The sequence below is a fragment of the Lactobacillus delbrueckii subsp. jakobsenii ZN7a-9 = DSM 26046 genome (assembly GCF_001888925.1).
Taxonomy (GTDB): Bacteria; Bacillota; Bacilli; order Lactobacillales; family Lactobacillaceae; genus Lactobacillus; species Lactobacillus delbrueckii.
This window is the reverse complement of the sequence record NZ_CP018218.1, coordinates 1,081,082-1,099,197: the sequence shown is the minus strand read 5'-3', so window position 1 is coordinate 1,099,197 and position 18,116 is coordinate 1,081,082. Positions and strand designations below refer to the sequence as shown.

General features: G+C 51.9%; 19 protein-coding genes. 7 read left to right on the top strand and 12 right to left on the bottom strand.

All coding sequences use genetic code 11. The features are described 5' to 3' along the window. Positions 1–8: 8 nt before the first annotated feature. Genes LJ046_RS05630 through LJ046_RS05605 form a run of 6 tightly spaced genes read right to left on the bottom strand, consistent with a single transcriptional unit; the run spans position 9 to position 4,175 of the window. Positions 9–728 carry a pseudouridine synthase gene (locus LJ046_RS05630; RefSeq protein WP_002877577.1) on the bottom strand — a complete coding sequence of 240 codons (720 nt, stop codon included), beginning with the start codon at positions 726–728 and terminating at the stop codon, positions 9–11. Then, positions 728–1,330, bottom strand: a complete 603-nt coding sequence (scpB, locus tag LJ046_RS05625; RefSeq protein WP_002877578.1) for an SMC-Scp complex subunit ScpB — start codon at positions 1,328–1,330, stop codon at positions 728–730. Before scpB ends, LJ046_RS05630 begins: the two co-directional genes overlap by 1 nt. Next, entirely contained in the window at positions 1,320–2,054 is a 735-nt protein-coding gene (locus LJ046_RS05620) for a segregation and condensation protein A (RefSeq protein ID WP_002877580.1), read from the bottom strand. Before LJ046_RS05620 ends, scpB begins: the two co-directional genes overlap by 11 nt. Continuing rightward, a complete protein-coding gene (locus LJ046_RS05615; RefSeq protein ID WP_002877582.1) occupies positions 2,044–2,397 on the bottom strand; it encodes a hypothetical protein in 354 nt (117 codons plus the stop codon). Before LJ046_RS05615 ends, LJ046_RS05620 begins: the two co-directional genes overlap by 11 nt. Before the next feature lie 10 nt (positions 2,398–2,407). After that, entirely contained in the window at positions 2,408–3,304 is an 897-nt protein-coding gene (gene xerD / locus LJ046_RS05610; protein ID WP_002877591.1) for a site-specific tyrosine recombinase XerD, read from the bottom strand. Further along, positions 3,297–4,175 (bottom strand): CvfB family protein, encoded by an 879-nt coding sequence (locus LJ046_RS05605; RefSeq protein ID WP_002877594.1) that lies wholly within the window; start codon positions 4,173–4,175, stop codon positions 3,297–3,299. Before LJ046_RS05605 ends, xerD begins: the two co-directional genes overlap by 8 nt. 190 nt (positions 4,176–4,365) lie before the next feature. Here LJ046_RS05605 and LJ046_RS05600 point away from each other — a divergent pair, with 190 nt between their 5' ends. Genes LJ046_RS05600 through LJ046_RS10380 form a run of 3 tightly spaced genes read left to right on the top strand, consistent with a single transcriptional unit; the run spans position 4,366 to position 5,250 of the window. Next, positions 4,366–4,788 (top strand): acyltransferase family protein, encoded by a 423-nt coding sequence (locus LJ046_RS05600; RefSeq protein ID WP_002877597.1) that lies wholly within the window; start codon positions 4,366–4,368, stop codon positions 4,786–4,788. Beyond that, positions 4,716–5,105 (top strand): ATP-binding cassette domain-containing protein, encoded by a 390-nt coding sequence (locus tag LJ046_RS05595; RefSeq protein WP_231127973.1) that lies wholly within the window; start codon positions 4,716–4,718, stop codon positions 5,103–5,105. The genes LJ046_RS05600 and LJ046_RS05595 overlap by 73 nt, the downstream gene beginning before the upstream one ends. Before the next feature lie 4 nt (positions 5,106–5,109). After that, entirely contained in the window at positions 5,110–5,250 is a 141-nt protein-coding gene (locus LJ046_RS10380) for a hypothetical protein (protein ID WP_231127972.1), read from the top strand. A 390-nt stretch (positions 5,251–5,640) separates the two neighbouring features. On the opposite strand, the gene pyk is transcribed toward LJ046_RS10380, so the two are convergent. The 3 genes from pyk to dnaE form a co-directional block, all read right to left on the bottom strand. After that, positions 5,641–7,410, bottom strand: coding sequence for a pyruvate kinase (gene pyk / locus LJ046_RS05590; protein WP_002877603.1), 1,770 nt, complete (start codon positions 7,408–7,410; stop codon positions 5,641–5,643). A gap of 39 nt (positions 7,411–7,449) precedes the next feature. After that, a complete protein-coding gene (gene pfkA / locus LJ046_RS05585) occupies positions 7,450–8,409 on the bottom strand; it encodes a 6-phosphofructokinase (RefSeq protein ID WP_002877605.1) in 960 nt (319 codons plus the stop codon). Between the two features lie 208 nt (positions 8,410–8,617). After that, positions 8,618–12,112 carry a DNA polymerase III subunit alpha gene (gene dnaE, locus LJ046_RS05580; protein ID WP_035176460.1) on the bottom strand — a complete coding sequence of 1,165 codons (3,495 nt, stop codon included), beginning with the start codon at positions 12,110–12,112 and terminating at the stop codon, positions 8,618–8,620. A 119-nt stretch (positions 12,113–12,231) separates the two neighbouring features. Here dnaE and LJ046_RS05575 point away from each other — a divergent pair, with 119 nt between their 5' ends. From LJ046_RS05575 to proC, 4 genes are all read left to right on the top strand, one after another. Continuing rightward, positions 12,232–12,432 (top strand): YjzD family protein, encoded by a 201-nt coding sequence (locus LJ046_RS05575; protein ID WP_002877609.1) that lies wholly within the window; start codon positions 12,232–12,234, stop codon positions 12,430–12,432. A 116-nt stretch (positions 12,433–12,548) separates the two neighbouring features. Next, entirely contained in the window at positions 12,549–13,625 is a 1,077-nt protein-coding gene (proB, locus tag LJ046_RS05570; RefSeq protein WP_002877611.1) for a glutamate 5-kinase, read from the top strand. A 38-nt stretch (positions 13,626–13,663) separates the two neighbouring features. Next, positions 13,664–14,911, top strand: a complete 1,248-nt coding sequence (locus tag LJ046_RS05565) for a glutamate-5-semialdehyde dehydrogenase (RefSeq protein ID WP_002877618.1) — start codon at positions 13,664–13,666, stop codon at positions 14,909–14,911. Between the two features lie 13 nt (positions 14,912–14,924). Further along, positions 14,925–15,698, top strand: a complete 774-nt coding sequence (gene proC, locus LJ046_RS05560; RefSeq protein WP_002877626.1) for a pyrroline-5-carboxylate reductase — start codon at positions 14,925–14,927, stop codon at positions 15,696–15,698. Between the two features lie 74 nt (positions 15,699–15,772). Here proC and LJ046_RS05555 read toward each other — a convergent pair whose 3' ends face one another. The 3 genes from LJ046_RS05555 to LJ046_RS05545 form a co-directional block, all read right to left on the bottom strand. Further along, the gene (locus LJ046_RS05555) at positions 15,773–16,822 is read right to left on the bottom strand and encodes an IS30-like element ISL7 family transposase (protein ID WP_072557712.1); all 1,050 of its coding nucleotides are present in this window, start codon (positions 16,820–16,822) and stop codon (positions 15,773–15,775) included. Positions 16,823–17,025: 203 nt separating this feature from the next. Beyond that, positions 17,026–17,424: a UTRA domain-containing protein gene (locus LJ046_RS05550; RefSeq protein ID WP_002879209.1), complete on the bottom strand. Its 399-nt coding sequence runs from the start codon at positions 17,422–17,424 to the stop codon at positions 17,026–17,028. Between the two features lie 95 nt (positions 17,425–17,519). Next, complete coding sequence (locus tag LJ046_RS05545; RefSeq protein WP_002879208.1) at positions 17,520–18,083, bottom strand: TIGR01440 family protein; 564 nt, start codon at positions 18,081–18,083, stop codon at positions 17,520–17,522. Between the last annotated feature and the right edge of the window lie 33 nt (positions 18,084–18,116).

The window sequence follows — 18,116 nt, the reverse complement described above, 5'->3', positions numbered from 1 at the left end:
TTTACATTCTAATCCACTTGCTTGAGTCTGTCAACTTCTTTGTGGTTTAATTCCCGGTACTGTCCGGATGTAAGGCCTTGCAAGTCCAGGAAGGAGTAGCGTTCTCTGGACAATTTGTCAACCAGGTGATTGACAGCTTTAAACATTTCCTTGACCTGGTGGTAGTGGCCTTCATGGATGGTCAGCTGGACGATCTGGGTCTGGGCCCGGGGATTGGTCTTCAAAACCTTGACTCGGGCCGGCTTGGTCTTGTAGCGGCCGATCTGGACCCCCTTCTTCAAGGCCTTGATTTCATCTGGCTGCAGAATGCCCTTGATCTTAGCCACGTAGACCTTGTCAACTTCGTTTCTCGGGTGCATAAGCAGGTTGGCCAGTTCCCCGTCATTGGTCATCAAGAGCAGGCCGGAAGTGTCGTAGTCCAAGCGGCCAACCGGGTAAAGGCGGTATGGCAAATCTGTAAAGTAGTCTGCCACCGTCTTGCGGCCCTTGTTATCCTTAACCGCGGAGATCACGCCCCGGGGTTTGTAAAAGAGATAAGTATGGTGGCTTTCTCTTTCAATCGGCTGGTTGTCAACAACAACTTGTTCAATCGAGCTGACCTTGGTCCCCAGCTTGGTTACCACTTGCCCGTCGACTCTGACCCGGCCGGCCAGGATCATTTTTTCCGCTTCTCTTCTGGAAGCGATCCCCGCCTGGGCGATCACTTTTTGCAAACGTTCTTCCGCCATTATAAATCCTCCATCTTCTGCAATGCTTTATCAGCCGTGCCGTTTTCGGCAAACAGGTCTACCTGGCCGTCGGCATCAAAGCTGCTGTCTTCAAAATTCTCAATTACCGGCAGATCCGCCAGGGACTTGTAGCCAAAGTACTGGAGGAAATAATCGGTCGTCACGTACAGCTTGGGGTGGCCCGGGGCGTCCTTAACCCCCTGGGCCTTGACCAGGCCCCGCCAAACCAGGGTCTGCAGGGCACCAGAAGAGTTGACCCCCCGGATTTCATCGATCTCAATTCTGGTAATCGGCTGCCGGTAGGCCACGATCGCCAGAATTTCCAAGGCTGACTGGCTGATATTCTTGGTCAGGTCCTTATTGAAATAGGCTTCCACCTGGTCGCTGACTTCCCCGCTGGTCGTTAATTTATATTCGTCGTTGATTTCCAAAAGCTGCAGGCCGCAGTCCGGATCACTGGCCAGTTTTTCCTGCAGCCTTTTGGCCAGACTCTCAATTTCCGGGTCCGCCAGCTGCAACAGGTCCCGCAGCTGCTCTTTCTTGATCCCGCCGTCGCCGGCCACATAAAGGAGGGCTTGCAGCTGGGCTATTTTACTCGTCATGCTTGCTCCTTTCTATTTCCAAGTCGCCAAAGCGGCGCTTTTGCCTAACTTTCAAGTACTGGTCCTTGGCCAGTTCCAAAATTGCCAAAAAAAGGCCAACCAGGTCGGCCAGGCTTTCCACCTGGTCAGTCAAGGCAAAAAAGCTGACCCGGCCCTGCTGCTCTAAAACTTCCTTTAGCCAGGCAATCATTTCCTGGATCGGCCGGCCAGTCAAGGTCACCTGGGCATGGTCGTTCCTTTTCTTAAAGCGGCGCATAGCCAAAATAAAGCTGGCCGTGAGGTCCTGCTGGCTGATTTGCCCTAAAGGCAGGGGCTGAACCTTGGCCCCTACAGCCACGCTGGGCTCCTTGGCGGCCAAAACTGGTACCTCGTCATTTCTGACCTTGAAGTAGGCCGAAATCTTTTTAAAGACGGAATACTGAACCAGTTGCTCAACCAGTTCTTCCCGGGGGTCGGCAAATTCTTCTTCTGTCTCGACAAAGTCGTTTTTCGGCAGCAGATACTGGGACTTGATCCGCAGCAAGGTTGCCGCCATCACGAAATATTCCCCGGCTAGTTGCAGGTTCAGCCGCTGCATCTGCTGGAGGTAGTCCAAGTACTGCTGGGTAATCCGGGCGATCGGGATGTCATAGATGTCTAATTCCTGCGACCTAATCAGGTGGAGCAAAAGGTCCAGGGGGCCTTCAAAATTCGGCAGCTCAATGGTCATGCCTTCATTCATCATTGTTCAAGTACTTCATCAAATAAGTATATTCCGGAACCGTCATTACTTTCTGCTTGCCAGCTTCCTGGGCCAGTTCCCGCATGATTTCCGAAAAATGCTCATCGTCCCGGAAACCCGGTGCTAAAGACAAATAGCGCAGGACCAGGCAGCCGACCCCGGTCTCGCAGCCCGCCAGGCCGACGATGTTTTGGTCTTCGTCCCGGTAAAGGTAGAGCTGGTGGGCCGGGTCTTCAGCGTAGAGCTGCATCTCTTCCTTCAGGTTCTGCAGGTTCTTGAAATCCGGCAGATAGGACAAGAGACCCATGGCGACTTTTTCATAATCTTTCTTATATGGTACTAGCATATGATCACCTCTAAATGCGGGGATGGGTCTTTTGGTAGACGTCCAGGATATGCTTCTGGGTCAGATTAGTATAGATTTGGGTCGTGGAAATGTCTGTATGGCCCAGGATTTCCTGCACCACCCGCAAATCCGCCCCATGCTCTAGCAAATGGGTCGCGAAGCTGTGGCGGAGGGTGTGGGGAGTCACATCCTTAGCAATGCCGGCCTGCTGGCAGTACTTCTTGATCTTCTGCCAGACAGCCTGCCGGGTCAATTGCCCGCCCCGGCTGTTTAAGAACAGGTAGTCGCTGCTCTTGCCCCGCTTTAAAAGCTGCTGGTCCCTGACAGGCAGATAACGCTTAATCCAGTCTAAGGCCAGGGCGCTCACCGGAATAAGCCGTTCCTTACTCCCCTTGCCCAGGACTTTGATCAGCTGCAGGTCGGCATGGACATCGGCTAATTGCAAGTTGACCGCTTCGCTGACCCGCATCCCCGTCGCGTAAAGCAGTTCCACAAGGGCCCGGTCGCGGATTCCTAAATCCGTAGTCAGATCTGGCTGCTCTAAGAGCTTGCCCACTTCAGCCTCAGTCAAAGCCAAGGGCATCCGCTTCTCCCGCTTGGGAGCATCAATCTGGCTCATGGGGTCCAGGGCGATCAGCTGCTGGCGGACCAGCCACTGGTAAAAGCGGCTCAGGGTCGACACCAGCCGGCTGATAGAGCTGTTAGCCTTGCCCAAGTCCCGCTCTTTAGCTAAAAAAGCATCAATTTCCACGGCTTCCAGCGGCCAGGCGGGCATCTGCTCTTCTTTGACAAAGGCCAGAAACTCCAGCAAATCCTGATGGTAGGCCGCGATGGTATTCGGACTGAGTCCCCGCTCAATCTGACTGTAGCGCAGATAATCGTTTATCTGCTCAGCGAGCTTATTCATCCGCCTCATCCTTAATCAGCTTGATCGTGCCGGCTTCCTTGTCCTGGCTGACCAGGCCCCGCTTGATCAAGTTGCCTAAGGCCCGCTTAAAGGCAGACTTGGAGATGCCGAAATAGTCCTTGATGGCCTGGGCCTCGCTCTTGTCGCTAAATGGCAGGGTCTTGTCGCCCTTGCGGCGCAAAGACATCATGATCATAGCCGCGTCATCGTCAATTTCTTCAAAAGACCGGGGCAAAACGCTCATGTTCAAGCGGCCATACTGGCTGACCCCGATTACCCGGGCCTTGACTTCCTCACCCAGCCGCAGCGGCTGCTGCATTTGAGATTCATGGATGAAGCCCAAATAGTAGTCATTGGTCAAAACAAAGCAACCCAAGGACTTGCTGGAGTATACCCGGGCCAGCAGGTTCTTGTTGACCAGGTTGTTGGGGAAACGGACAGCGATTTGGGCAAAGACGTTTTCGTCAGCGGCCTTGGCCCAGATCCGGTCCTTGTCATCAGTTTCCAGCCGCACCAAAAGGCGGTCATCCTTTTGCGGCCAGCGGGCCGGGTCAAGTGGCAGGTCGTCCAGGGACATAACTATATCCTTATCAGGCAAGCCAATGTCCAAAAAGACCCCCAGCCCCCGCTGGACCCTGGTAACCGTGGCCCAGCCGTATTGGTCAGCCTGGGCAAAAGGCAGGAACTGGGTCATTTCCCGTTCATGTTTTTGGTTATCATAAATAAATCCCGTGATTTGCCCGCCAATTTCCGGCGTCTCTTCCTGGGTGATTTCTTCTTTCTTCAATTTGAACGTTAAGCCGTCAATCTGCACAAAATAGGCTTCAGCGTTGCTGTCAATGATTTTACCGGTCCGGATTTCTCCAAGCATAGTCTGCCTCCAACTTTACATAATTCTAACACTAGTATACGGGAACAAAGAAAGAAAATAAAGCAATTAACAATAGTTTTTCCGTCAGTTCGCTGATTTTTTTCAATTCACGCATAGTTTTCTCTATTTTAAAGCAAGTTTTGACCAAGTTCTTTAATTAATCTAGGTAATCAAAGAAAAGGAGGCTTACATGACCAAGAAAAAACACCTTTACGAAGTTGACCTGATGCGCTGCTTCTTTATGTTCGGCGTCGTGCTCAACCACGTGGCCAGCACATTTGCCGCAGCTTTAGGCAACAAGGCGACCCCTGCCGGCCGCTTTTTAGTATCAACCCACTTGATCCTGCACTTTCCTCGCTTCGGCTTTATGTTCATCACCGGACTGGTTCTCTTTTTAGGCTACTGGGGCCGGCCTGAAAAACAAAACTGGCCGGTCTTCTGGAAAAAGCGCTATATCGTCAGCGGTATTCCCTACCTCTTCTGGAACGGCCTCTTTTTGGCCTTTCTCTTGCTGACCAGTGGCTCTTTTAGCTGGAACAAGTGGCTGACCGGCTGGCTGGAAGCCATCAGCAAGGGCAGCCAGTTCTACTTCAATCCACCCTCCTGCGCCTAATCGCCGGCCTGGAAGCACTGACAGCCGGGGAAATCACCATGAACGGACAAAAATTATCCGGCCTCAACCAGCAGGCCCAGGTCATGTTCCAAGATGATCGCCTTTTGCCTTGGAAGACCGTCCTGGGCAACCTGCTCATGACCGGCAATGACCCGGACAAGGCCAAGCGCCTTTTAGCCCGGGTGGGCCTGGAAGAATACGCTGACGGCCACCCGGCCACCCTGTCCGGGGAGGCAGAGACAAAGAGCTGCTTTAGCCAGAGTCCTCCTGTCCTCTTCCCAGCTCCTGCTTTTGGACAACCCCCTCGGAGCCCTTGATGCCTTGACCAGATCCAAGATGCAGGAGCTCATCCTCCAGGTCTGCAAGGAAGAGGGCATCACCACAGTGCTCGTTACCCACGACGTCCGGGAAGCCACCATCATGGCCAACAAGATCTGGGTCATCAAATCGCGGCAGAAATGATCAACGACTTCCGCGACCAAGGCGATGACCAGGCCCAACTGGCCAAGGACAAGATCGTCCACGACACCTTGCAGATCATCTTAGGTGAAGATGACCTTGCAGCTTAACAATTAAAAAGTGGTAATTTAACTCTAGCTCAGCTGGAGTTTTTTAATGCGCTTTTTCCTCCCTGTTAAACAGCCCATATCGGTCTTCTAAGGTCGGCTATGCTTTTTGGGTAGATTAAGTTTGCAGACGATTTAAAGCGGCTCAGCAGTTTAAAATACCTCTTCTGCCTTAGCTATATTCAAGGCAATCATTAAAGAAAGCAGAGGAAAATTAGCAAAGAAAAAGAGCTCAATCGATTGATTGAACTCTTTCTTCTGTGGTTGTCAGACTTGCAATCCTAGATTACAGGTTTGAAACTTCACCTTGGTAAATTGCGCCGCGACGTGCGTCAACAGTCAAAGTTGAGCCGTCAGCGATCTTTGAAGTTGCGTCAGCAGCACCGACAACAACTGGAATGCCGAGTGATACGCCGACAACAGCTGCGTGGCTGGTCAAGCCGGAAGCTTCAACGATCATACCGCTGGCCTTCTTGATAGCTGGCATGTAGTCCTTGTCAGTAGTCTTAGCTACCAGGATGTCGCCTTCGTGAACCTTATTGTTGGCTTCTTCAGCGCTGTTCGCAACAACAGCCTTGCCGATAACTGAGCCAGTGCCTACGCCCAAACCTTGAGCAAGTTGGTTGCCGATGATTTGCAGCTTCATCAAGTTAGTAGTACCTGATTGGCCGAATGGTACGCCGGCAACGATGATTACCAGGTCGCCATCCTTAACGAAACCGTGTTCCTTAGCTACGCGGGCAGCTTCTTCGAACATTTCGTCAGTGTTTGAAGGTTTCTTTGCCAAAACTGGTTCAACGCCCCAAACGATACCCAATGAGTGTTGGATCTTTTCGTCGAAAGTCAAGGCAACGATGGTTGCGTCTGGACGGTACTTGGAGATCATACGAGCTGTGTAGCCGGAGCTAGTAGCAGTGATGATAGTCTTAACGCCCAGTTCTTGAGCAGTGCGGACAACTGATTCGCCGATAGCTTCAGTAACGTTTGAGCCCTTGTATTCTTCAAAGCGTTGCAGAGCCAGAGTGTTCCGGGTGTCCATTTCCTTTTCAGTCCGGACATTGATGTCGTGCATAGCTTGAACTGATTCTACTGGGTACAAACCGTTTGCTGATTCGCCTGACAGCATAGTTGCGTCAGTACCGTCAAGAACGGCGTTAGCAACGTCAGTTACTTCGGCACGGGTTGGACGTGGGTTTTCTTGCATTGAGTCCAGCATTTGAGTAGCAGTGATAACTGGCTTGCCCAAAGCGTTGCACTTCTTGATCAAAGTCTTTTGAACAAATGGCACGTTGATGAATGGGATTTCAACACCCATGTCACCACGGGCAACCATCAAACCATCTGAAACTTGCAAGATTTCGTCGATGTTGTCAATACCTTCTTGTGATTCAATCTTTGGGAAGATCTTAACGTATGGTGCGTTAGCTTCTTCGCAAAGTGCGCGAATGTCAAGAACGTCTTGAGCCTTACGTACAAAAGAAGCAAAGATGAAGTTAATACCGTGCTTCAAACCAAAGCGGATGTCGTCAGTGTCCTTTTCAGTAATCCCTGGGAGGCGGATTTCAACACCTGGAGCGTTAACACCCTTCTTTGAGCCGATGACACCAGTGTTTTGAGCTTCACAAATCAATTCGCGCTTTTCTTCGTCCTTGGCCTTGATAGTCAAACCAACAGCACCGTCGTCGATCAATACAGTGCCGCCTACGTGAGTGTCGTCGAACAGACCTGGGTAGGTAACGTGGATCATGTCCTTGTTGCCGGCCTTAGTTGCGTCCATTGACACGCGGATTTCGTCACCAGTGTTGATAGTGAACTTGCCACCTTCTTGGTCAGTGGTTCTGATTTCAGCACCCTTGGTGTCCAAAGCGATGCCCAAAAGCTTGCCAGTCTTCTTTTCAACTTCACGAACCATGTTCATTCTTGCCAAGTGTTCTTCGTGGTCGCCGTGTGAGAAGTTGAAACGGAATACGTTTGCGCCTGCTTCGGCTAACTTGGTAATAGTTTCAATATCGTTTGAAGCTGGTCCTAAAGTACTAACAATCTTCGTTTTTTTCATCTTGAAAAAATCTCCCTAAATCAAAAACTATAAAAATAACTATCTTGATAAATCTGCGTTGAGCTTTAACAAGTCATAGTCACCCTTGTGAGACTCATCAAATAAATCAAGGATGTCGTGTGAAGTAACCTTGCCGTTTTCAATGCCGACAGCCAGGCCGCCCTTGCCTTCCAAAAGAAGGTGAACGGCTTCGCTGCCCAGCTTGGAAGCCAGCACCCGGTCAGAAACAGTTGGCGTGCCGCCCCGCTGCATGTGACCCAAAACATTGGCCCGGACGTCGAAGTCACCATGCTTCTTCAGTTCAGCCATGAATTGGTCAGCGGTCATTACGCCTTCAGCAACGACTACCACACCGTGGTCCTTACCGCTTTCCTGGGCTTGCTTGAGCCGGTTGGCGATTTCTTCGACATCATATGGTCTTTCAGGAATGACGATCGCGTCCGCCCCGCAGGCTACGCCGACGCGCATAGCGATGTCACCACAGTTGCGGCCCATTACGTTGACAATGAAGACCCGGTGGTGGCTGGAAGCAGTGTCACGGATCTTGTCGATCGCGTCCATTGCCGTCATGCAGGCCGTGTCATAGCCGATCGTGGCATCCGTGTAAGGGATGTCGTTGTCGATCGTGCCTGGCAGGCCAATTGAGTTGAAGCCGTGGCGGGTCAGCTGCAGGGCGCCATGGTAGGAACCATCCCCACCAATAACGACAACAGCATCGATGCCGTGCTTCTTCAATTGTTCAATACCAGCCAGCTGTCCTTCTTCTTCTGCAAATTCAGGATAACGCGCAGAGTAGAGGAAGGTACCGGAAACATTGATCAAGTGGGCTACGTCTTCACTTTCCAATGGGAAAATGTCGCCCGCAACCAAACCTGCAAAACCGTATCTGATACCGAAAACTTCCAAACCGTTCGCGATCGCGACTCTGGTTACGGCTCTTACGGCTGCATTCATACCAGGGGCGTCACCGCCGCTAGTCAAAATACCAATCCGTTTCATGAATTCACCTCATCATGATTTAAATTGTGTAATATCTCACATCAAATAAATCATAACATTTTTACCGCATAAAGTCTTGTAAAATCTGGTTTAAATTCGATTTTTTCAGACTTTCGACCTGTTAGGGCTTACAAATCCCAGCCTGGCGTTTATTATTTATTTCACTAGGAGAGATTTTTTTCAAAAAAGCAAATTGGTCAAGTCATTTTCAGCGCAAATTTACCTGCTTCATGTCCCAAATTTTGAAGTCCAGTCTCTCTCTTTGGCCTAAAGCTTCCAGCTTGAGCAGGTAGTAGTCATTTACCTGTAAATTCAAAGTTAATTTGGCCAGTTCCCCGGCAAAAAGCCAGCACCTGTAGCGGCCGGAAGAATCAGCCAGAATCAAGGTCGCCATCTTCCGTCCCCGCTTGTCTTCCTGGTAGCGGACAGCCAAAAGCTTGGCCAGTGCCAGGCCCCTTTCTTTAACCTGGAAGTCGCCTAAGCGCTTGGTCCGGTAGTGCTGGTCAAAATAACGCTCAAGAGCCAGGTCCTTAGGCTTGACGGTAACCGGCTTGACTTCTTCAGCCTGCTCGAGCTGCTTTAAGTCCAAAAGGCGCAAATCCTGCAAGATCAGCTGGTAGCCCCGGCTGTCCTTTTGGTCTTCTTTTTTGTCAACTTGCAGGAGGTAGACGGCGTTTTCTTTCAGAATTTGGGCAAAGCGGCGGTACTGGCTGGTAAAAATGGTCACCTTCTCGCTGGTCTGTCCGTCGCTAAAGACGGCGTTGCTGCCTAACTCACCGGCCCGGGCTCCCCGCTTGACCCGCCAGTTGTTTTTCTTGATGAACTGGGCAAGCACCTGCCCGGTCTCGTTTAAGGCAAGACCAGCAAAAGGCTTGGCTCCATAACGCTTGGCCAGGGCCTTGCCGGCAATTTCCAGGGGAGATGCCGTTACGGCAAAGCCCATGGCTCTTTCTTCCATAGCCATCTTTTCTGCTGCCGTCGGCATTGGCACGTTTTCTTCCTTGGCGGCTAAAAAGTCCTGCAAGACCAGGCTTTTTTGCGACAAGCGGGCAGTATTGAGCATGTTGCCGCAGTTGACCAAAAGACTGGCCCGGTTGGGACTGACCTGGTCAAAGAGGCCGGCTTCGATCAAGGGGACCAGCTGCTTTTCTTTCAATTCCTTGGTATCCAGCTGCCGCAAAAAAGCCGGGAAGCTGGTTACTGGCCGTTTTAGGGCCAGAAGCTGGTCCAAAAAGGCCGGCGTAATCCCCATAATATCCTTTAAGCCCAGGTAGATCCGGCCTTCAAACAAGCGGGCCTCTGCTTGGCTCAAGTTGATGTCGGGCCCCAGGATCTCAACGCCGGCCTTTCTGGCCTGGCGGATGATGGCCCCTTTTTCCTTGCCCCGGCTGGCCCGGAGCTTTTCCAAGTAGAACTCCCTAGGGAAATGGACGGACAAGAAGGCCTGCCAGTAGGCCAAAAGAGCATAGGCGACGGCGTGGGAGTGGTTGAAGCCGTAGTTGGCGAAAGGCTCGATTAAGGCGTAGACTGCCTCGGCGGCTTGCCGGCTGTGTCCCTTTCTGACAGCGCCAGCGACAAACTTGCCCTTTTCTTCGTCTAAAAGGCCAGCCTGCTTTTTGGAAATCGCGTTCCGGAAGACGTCAGCCTCCGCCAGGCTGAAGCCCGCGAAAATCCGGGCCGTCTGCATGACCTGCTCCTGGTAGACGAAAATACCATAGGTCGGTCCCAGGACTTCTTTTAAGCTGGGGTCAGGATACTGAACCGGGCTGGTCCCGTTTTTCCGGGCGACGTACAAAGGGATGCTGGCGATCGGGCCCGGCCGGTAAAGGGCCACGGCGACGGACAAGTCGTCAAAAGTCCGAGGCTGGATTTTTCTTAAGACCTCCTGCATCCCGCTGGAATTAAACTGGAAAATCTGCTGGGTCTCCCCGCGGGCAAAAAGGCGCAAGGTATCCGGATCATCCAGGGGCAGCCGGGTCAAATCCAGGGGACCGCTGGACTTTTGAATCTCTGCTAAAACGCCTTCCAAAAGTTCCAAATTGTCCAGGGTCAGAAAGTCGATCTTTAAGAGACCATACTTTTCAACGTACTTTTTGGTCTGCTCAACCGTCCACAGAGGGGCTTCTTTCCCAGTCATCAAGCCGATCTGCCTGGATAGGGGCTCTTCACTGATGACCAGGCCGGGAGCGTGGGTGCCCGTGTCTTCCGGCAGCCCTTCCAGCCTTACGGCGGTTTGATAAAGAAGGCGGGTCAAGGGACTGGCAGCGACCAGGGCCTTAAATTCAGCCTGCTGGCCAGCTTCGGCCAAAGTTTTGGCTGCCCCCATGGCCTGCTTGAGGCGGGCGATAGCCGGCAGGGTTAAGCCAAAGACCTGGCCGGTCCGCTCAAGGACGCTTTTGGCCTTCATGGTCGTCAAGGCCAAAATCCGGGCCACCAGGTCAGAGCCCTCGCCAAAGTGTGCTTTAGCACCGTATTTTTCCTGCACGTAAGCAAAAGCCAGCTTTCGTCCGCTTGTGGTAAAGTCCAGGTCGATGTCGGGCATGTCGGCCCGGGCGGGGTTTAAGAAGCGCTCAAAGAGCAGGTCGTATTTTAAGGGGTCAATTTGGGTAATGCCTAAAGCATAGGCTACCAAGGACCCGGCAGCTGACCCCCGGCCCGGGCCGACCAGGGCGCCTCTTTGCCGGCAGTAATTGACGATGTCGCCGACGATCAAAAAGTAGTCAGCAAAGCCCATCTGCTGGATGACGGCCAGTTCCTTTTGCAAGCGGGCGTGGTAAATTCCCTGCTTAAGGCCTAATTTTTCCAGGCCGGCAAAAGCCAGCTTTTCCAAATATTGGTCGGAAGAAAGTCCTGTTGCTTGCGGAAAGACCGGCAGCTGTGGCTCCTTAAAAGGAATCTTAGCATGGCAGCTGGCCGCGATTTTGCCGCTGTTGGCCAAAGCTTCTTCTAAGCCCATTTCCCGGCAGGCATCTTCCAGGACAGGCGCGGGCCGCAGCCAATGTGACCCCTGCCCCTCCGCCATCAAGGTCAGTTCATGCTCATCCAGGACCCGTCTTTCCTTAATGGCCTGCAGGACCTTGCAAAGAAACTGGTCGCCCGGGTCTAAGTAGCGGACGTCCTCAACAACCGTGATGGGCAAGGCTGAAATTTCTGCCAGCTTTTTGACATAGGCATCATAAGCGGCCGCGGATTCAGCCGGGTAAACGCCTAAGTATAAGGGCAGGCCTTTTGGCAAAAAGGCCTGGAGCTTTTTAACATATTCCTCACCACTGTTCCTCAGTTTATTAAGCTGGCGCAGTTCGCTGGTCAGCCCGGCCGGCACGATCACGGTCAAGTCAGACAATTCGGGCAGGTCAGCCAGGCTAGGCGCCGGGCCGGCAAGGTCGCCAGAAGCGATATTTAAAAAGCTGGACAGGCGCATCAAGGACTGGTAGCCTTTTTGACTTTGAGCCAAAAAGACCAGGTCATATTCTGCTTCTTCCAATTCGACTCCCTTAAAGCGGCCCTGCAGGCCCAAAAGGGGCTTGATCCCTGCTTTTATGGCTTCCTGATAAAAGTCGGCCAGGCCAAAAGTTACATTGATGTCCGTCAGTGCCACGGCGCTATAACCCCGCTCTTTTGCCCCCTGGACCAGGTCAGCCGTTTTCATTGGGCTGGCCAGAATGGTATTGGCCGAGATAGTCTGCAATGCTGCTATGTTCACCTTGCTCGCCCTGCCTTTCGCTTTTTGCTAGTTATTTTAATTATAGCAAAGTCCTTTTTCCACCAATTGAATTTGCTTGCCGATTCTGGTAAAATGCAGAGCGAAAGAAGGAAGATACTATGGGACGTTACATTGTTTGCATCGTCTGGGGGATGATTTATACTTTCATCATCGGCTTCATCGGAGCCCCTCTGACCCAGAGCACGTATAACCCTGTTACTTTGTTGATCGTCGGTGCCGTATTTGGCTTGCTGTTCTCTTTGACTATTCCAAAGATCACGGCCAAGTCATACAATGACGACTCCACGTACAGCAAATAAAACAGAAGACCACAGTGGCTAGCCTAACCGGCTAGCCCTTTTTGTTGTAATTTTTCTATCCACGGGCAAAAGATGCTATGATTTACCTAGTCTAATTTTATTAAGGAAGTTGACTAATGAAAGATAACCTAATCGTTTTTAAAGTAGGAACCTCCTCGCTGACCAGCCCGGCCGGCGACCTGGATCCGGAAAAGATCAAAAAAATTACCCGGCAGCTGGCCCAGCTGCACCAGGCCGGCTACAAGCTGGTCCTAGTAACTTCAGGATCCATCGCGGCTGGCTTCCGCCGACTCGGCTTTGACAAACGACCCAGGAAGGTGGCCGACAAGCAGGCTGCGGCCGCTGTCGGCCAGGGGCTCTTGATCGAGGAATACACCCGCAGCCTTTTGGTCCAGGGCGTGGTTTCCGCCCAGATCCTCCTGACCCAGGACGACTTCGCTGACCAGCGCCGCTACCAAAATGCCCAGACAGCCTTGAACGTTCTTTTGAGCCGGCGGGTCATTCCCATCATCAACGAAAATGACACCATCGCCATCGATGAACTGAAAGTCGGTGACAACGACACCCTGTCAGCCCAGGTAGCCTCCCTTTTAAAGGCTGACCTCCTGGTCCTTTTGACAGATGTGCCTGGCCTGTACAGCGACAACCCCAGAAAGAACCCTGATGCCCGGCCGATCCCGATCATCAACGAGATTACCCCGCAAATTTTTGCAATGGCCGGCGGGACCGGGTCCAGCAATGGAACCGGCGGCATGGCCACCAAGATCAAAGCCGCTGACATGGCGACCAAGTCCGGCGTCCCGGTCTTCATCTGTTCAGCAGACTCCACTGCCTTGGTTGACGCCGTTCACCAGAAGAACCAGGGGACCCTTTTTACAGCCAACGAAAATGCCTTCAACCAGAAGAAGCAGTGGCTGGCCTTCTACGCCCCGGCCAAAGCCCGGGTCTACATCGACCACGGAGCCGTCCACGCCATGGCCAGGGAAGGCTCCAGCCTCCTTATTTCCGGGATCAAACAGGTCCAGGGCAACTTTAAGAAAGATGACATCGTGGAAGTCTACAGCTTGAAGAGCAAGAAGCTGATCGGCAAGGGCAAGGCCCGATTCTCCCGGCCTGTTCTTGAAGAAATTCTGGAGCAAAAGCACCCTGAAGGCATCTTCATCCACCGTGACGACTGGGTTACCACCCTTTGATCTAAGAAAGGAAAAAGATAAGAAAGGAAAAAGAAAATATGACTGAAAGCTCAACTCAGCAACTGATGGACAGCCTGCTGGCAAACAAGGCGGCTGTCAACCTGGCAAATACTGCCGATAAGAACGAAGCCTTAGCCTTGATGGCTGACAGCCTGCTGGATCATGAAGCAGAGATCATTGCTGCCAACCAGCTTGACCTGGAAAAGGCCAAGGGGCAGATTCCTGACGTCATGCTGGACCGGCTCCGCCTCACCCCAGACCGCTTAGCCGGCATGGCCAGCGGCATCCGGGCCTTGATCGACCTGCCAGATCCAGTGGGCCGCCTTTTAGGCGAGCACACGGCTGACAATGGCCTTAAGATTGAAAAGCGGTCCGTGCCTTTTGGCTTGATCGGGATGATTTATGAAAGCCGGCCAAACGTCACTTCTGACGTGGCGGCCCTGGCTCTTAAGTCCGGCAATGCCGCCCTTTTGCGGTCCGGCAAGGATGCTTTTAATTCTGCTAACGCCATCATGCAGGCCTTAAAGGCAGGCTTAGCCAAAAGCAAGATCTCCCCAAAGGTGATTGAACTGGTTCAAGACACCAGCCGGCTGTCTTCCAGCGAAATGATGACGGCCCGGGGCAAGATCGACCTCTTGATCCCGCGCGGGGGCAAGGGCTTGATCAGAGCGGTTGTTGACAACGCCAAAGTTCCGGTAATTGAAACCGGGACCGGGATCTGCCATATCTATGTCAACAAGGCCGCTAATTTGGACGAGGCAGTCAAGATCACGGCCAATGCCAAGATGAGCCGACCATCAGTCTGCAACGCTGCTGAAGTCTGCCTGGTTGACCAGGAAGTTGCCGCTGACTTCCTGCCCCGTTTAGCTGCAGCTTTTGCCGGCAAGGTTGAGATGCGGGCTGACGAAAGAGCCAAGGAATTTTTGCCAGAAGCTAAAGCAGCTGGCCCGGACGACTTCGACACGGAATTTTTGGACTACATTATGGCTATCAAGGTCGTGGACGGAATTGAAGAAGCGATTGACCACATCGCCAAACACTCAACCCACCACAGCGAGGCCATCGTGACTGAAGACCAAGCAGCCGCTGACCGCTTTACCCAAGCCGTCGACTCAGCCGCTGTTTACGTCAACGCTTCTACCCGCTTTACCGACGGGGGTGAATTCGGCCTGGGCTGCGAACTGGGCATTTCCACCCAGAAGATGCACGCCCGGGGGCCAATGGGTTTAAACGAACTTAACAGCTACAAGTACATCGTCCGTGGCCAGGGCCAGGTCAGAGAATAGCAAGGAGTTTTTTATGAAAGTTGGATTTATCGGTTTAGGCAACATGGGAAGCGCGATCGCCAGAGCAGTTGCCAAGTGTGATGACGTCAGCCTGCTTTTGAGCAGCCACAACCCGGAAAAAGCCGGCAAGCTGCAGGCGGAAATCGGCGGCCAGCTCTTAGATAACGCGCAAGTCGCTGCTGAAAGCGACGTGGTCTTTTTAGGCGTCAAGCCTTACCAGGTGGCCAGCACCATCAAGGAAATTGGTGAAAACAGCAATAACGGCAGCATCTGGATCTCCATGGCGACCGGGGTCAGCCTGGAAACTTTGGCCAAGCTTTTGCCCGGCCACGACCTGGTCAGAATGATGCCCAACACCCCAGTAGCCATCGGCCAGGGCATGACCAGCTACACCAGCCAGAGCAGCCAGGCCAAAGATGTCTTCAAGGAATTAATGGCTCACTCCGGCAAGGTCGTGGAAATCCAGGAAGGCTTGATGGATGCCGCTACGGCAGTAGCTGGCTGCGGTCCGGCCTTCGTCTACCAGTTTATTGAAGCCCTGGGCGACGCTGGCGTGCAAAACGGCCTCTCCCGCTCCCAAGCCATTGAAATGGCCGCCCAGACGGTTTTGGGCTCAGCCCAGATGGTCCTGGCGACCGGCCAGCACCCGGCCCAGCTCAGAGATGCCGTAACTTCACCAGGCGGCTCAACCATTGCCGGCGTCGTTGAACTGGAGAAGAATGGTTTCCGCTACGCGGCCATCAGCGCAGTTAACGCGGCTCTTAAGCGGAACCAGGAATTGGGCTAAAGAGCTAATAAATATGATAACCGCCAATTGCAAGAATAAATTGAACACTTACCATAACATCTGGTAGATTTTGACTATCTACGCCGGTAAATGCGGTCAAGTTCGGTGTCAAAGTACTCTTCTGGAGTCTTGTAGTTTAAGATCTTCCGAGGAAGAGAGTTGCACCATACCTCGATCTTAGCAATATCTTCCACACTGTACTTATCCATACGGTCTCCCTTGGGAATATAGCGTCTGATAAGCCCGTTGTGCCGTTCTACGCTGCCTTTATCACAGGATGTATAAGGGTGAGCGTAGTACACAAGAGTCTTGGAAACTTGCTCAAGATCGGATAGATCTGCGAACTCAGATCCATTGTCGGTTGTGATAGACTTAAAGATTTGATTCCATTTGGATCCGTAGTACTCTCGAAGCTTATCAAATGCCTTCATAACGCTAGCTGAGGTTTTATCCTCGATCTTGATCATGAAGAACTGACGCGTCTTTCGTTCGCACAGAGTAAGCAACACATCATCGTCCTTAGTCTTGTGTCCAAGAACCAGATCGCATTCCCAGTGACCAAAGTCCTTACGGCTTTCGATTCTAGGACTACGTTCATCGATGCTTCGTCCCAAGATACGCTTGTTTACACGGGCACGACGAGTCTTGGTATTGCGCTTGACCTTCTCTGGAAGATCACCGTTCTTGATATCCATTAGGCCCAAGTCAACGTAGTTATACAGAGTTTTGGTTGATACGACCTGATCCTTCTGGAAGATTCCCTTGGCCAAAGCATAACCCACGCAAGCATCAAGAGACCAGCCTCGATTATGGAAGCAGTGGGAAACATAGTCGATGAACTTATTTCTGCGAAGAAACAAGCTCTTGCGGCCGCATTCGCTTCTATGTAGTTCGTAAGTGCTTTGCCCTTCGACGGCTTTATACCGCTTCACATTGCCGGTATACAGGGATACTGTGCCTCTTTTGAGCTCATATCCGACCGTGCTTGGTGAGCAGTTAAGTTCTCTAGCTATAGCACGATTAGAGTAGCCCTTAGAGTGCAGCTCCTGGATTGTAGTCCGGTCGTTTAGCTTAAGGTGCTTGCCTTTTTGGTGTAGTTTAGTGTTAGAATAAGAATGATCCATTTTAACCTCTCTAGAAATGTTTGTGGTAATTCATATTCTACCAGATGGTTGAAATGGATTTTTTGTGCTCTAATCCAGTGAAAACGATTTTTCTTACTGGATCGGAACAGTGTTCAGTTTAATTTTACAATCGGCGTAAATATGATAACAAAGAAATACCCACTGAAGATTTGCTTTCCTTCAGTGGGTATTTTTTCGTAAGTTTAATGGCTGGTTTCGACCATGATATAAGACCGGTTGCTGTAGAGGTTTCTTGACCGAGAATATTCAAGGTTGACCCCGGAATTGGTCCAGACGATCTGCTCGATTTCCAGAATCGGCGTGCTTTCGTTGGCCCCAAGGTACTGCCGGTCATATTTATCTGGCAGATCAGCCTTGATCCGGCGGAAGACCCCGCCAAACTTGATATGCAGCTTCTTGTGCAGGTAAGAATAGATCGACCCTTCCAAGATCCTTTTGGACAGGGCCGGCACCTGGCTGACCGGCATATAGGTATGCTCAATCACCAGAGGCTCGTCGTCCAAAAGGGTCAAGTTGGACAAGACATTGGTTCCCAGGCCTGACTCCTTATAGACAAAGCCTTCCTGCTCCAGCAAGTCCAAAGCGCTCTTGACCGTAATCTTGCTAACCGAAAACTCCTAAGCCTATGTATTAATAGTATGGCGTCTATTATTTTTAGAAAAAATTAAATATTTTCTTACATCAAAGCCTGATCGTAGATGGCCCGCTGGCCGCCGACATACTTTGGCCGGCGGCGGGCACAGATGATTCTGGCCTCCCCGATCTTGTCCAGGGAAATTCTCAGGGGAACGACCACCGGATGCAGGTGCATCCCAATCAAGGTACCGCCAATGTCAATCCCGGCTTCCCCCCGGGCAGCAATGTCTTCTACAAGTACCGCATTTGGCATTTTCTGGTAGGCTACGGTCGCGAAAGCCCCGCCGGCATGGTTTGGCTGGGGAATAGCGTTGACCTGCTCTAAGTCATACTTTTCCATCGCTTCCCGGCTGACCACCAGGGCCCGGTTCAAGTGCTCGCAGCACTGGGCGGCCAGGAATATCCGCTTTTCTGCCAAAACTTCATTGATCCCCTGGTAAAGGGCTTCAGCAACATCAGTGCTGGTATTGGTGCCGATCGCCTCACCTAAGACCTCGCTTGAAGAGCAGCCAACCACGAAAAACTGGCCGGCCTTGATCCCGGATGCCTCGACAATTTCACTGACGGCCTGCTTGGCCTGCTTTTGAATTTCTGCTAAATCCATCTTTTTCCTCCAATCTTGTTTCTTGCTTTGCTT

Excerpts from the sequence above, each read along its gene's own strand:
- LJ046_RS05630 (WP_002877577.1), bottom strand. The coding sequence starts at position 728 with ATGGCGGAAGAACGTTTGCAAAAAGTGATCGCCCAGGCGGGGATCGCT.
- scpB (WP_002877578.1), bottom strand. The coding sequence starts at position 1,330 with ATGACGAGTAAAATAGCCCAGCTGCAAGCCCTCCTTTATGTGGCCGGC.
- LJ046_RS05620 (WP_002877580.1), bottom strand. The coding sequence starts at position 2,054 with ATGATGAATGAAGGCATGACCATTGAGCTGCCGAATTTTGAAGGCCCC.
- LJ046_RS05615 (WP_002877582.1), bottom strand. The coding sequence starts at position 2,397 with ATGCTAGTACCATATAAGAAAGATTATGAAAAAGTCGCCATGGGTCTC.
- xerD (WP_002877591.1), bottom strand. The coding sequence starts at position 3,304 with ATGAATAAGCTCGCTGAGCAGATAAACGATTATCTGCGCTACAGTCAG.
- LJ046_RS05605 (WP_002877594.1), bottom strand. The coding sequence starts at position 4,175 with ATGCTTGGAGAAATCCGGACCGGTAAAATCATTGACAGCAACGCTGAA.
- LJ046_RS05600 (WP_002877597.1), top strand. The coding sequence starts at position 4,366 with ATGACCAAGAAAAAACACCTTTACGAAGTTGACCTGATGCGCTGCTTC.
- pyk (WP_002877603.1), bottom strand. The coding sequence starts at position 7,410 with ATGAAAAAAACGAAGATTGTTAGTACTTTAGGACCAGCTTCAAACGAT.
- pfkA (WP_002877605.1), bottom strand. The coding sequence starts at position 8,409 with ATGAAACGGATTGGTATTTTGACTAGCGGCGGTGACGCCCCTGGTATG.
- LJ046_RS05575 (WP_002877609.1), top strand. The coding sequence starts at position 12,232 with ATGGGACGTTACATTGTTTGCATCGTCTGGGGGATGATTTATACTTTC.
- proB (WP_002877611.1), top strand. The coding sequence starts at position 12,549 with ATGAAAGATAACCTAATCGTTTTTAAAGTAGGAACCTCCTCGCTGACC.
- LJ046_RS05565 (WP_002877618.1), top strand. The coding sequence starts at position 13,664 with ATGACTGAAAGCTCAACTCAGCAACTGATGGACAGCCTGCTGGCAAAC.
- proC (WP_002877626.1), top strand. The coding sequence starts at position 14,925 with ATGAAAGTTGGATTTATCGGTTTAGGCAACATGGGAAGCGCGATCGCC.
- LJ046_RS05555 (WP_072557712.1), bottom strand. The coding sequence starts at position 16,822 with ATGGATCATTCTTATTCTAACACTAAACTACACCAAAAAGGCAAGCAC.
- LJ046_RS05545 (WP_002879208.1), bottom strand. The coding sequence starts at position 18,083 with ATGGATTTAGCAGAAATTCAAAAGCAGGCCAAGCAGGCCGTCAGTGAA.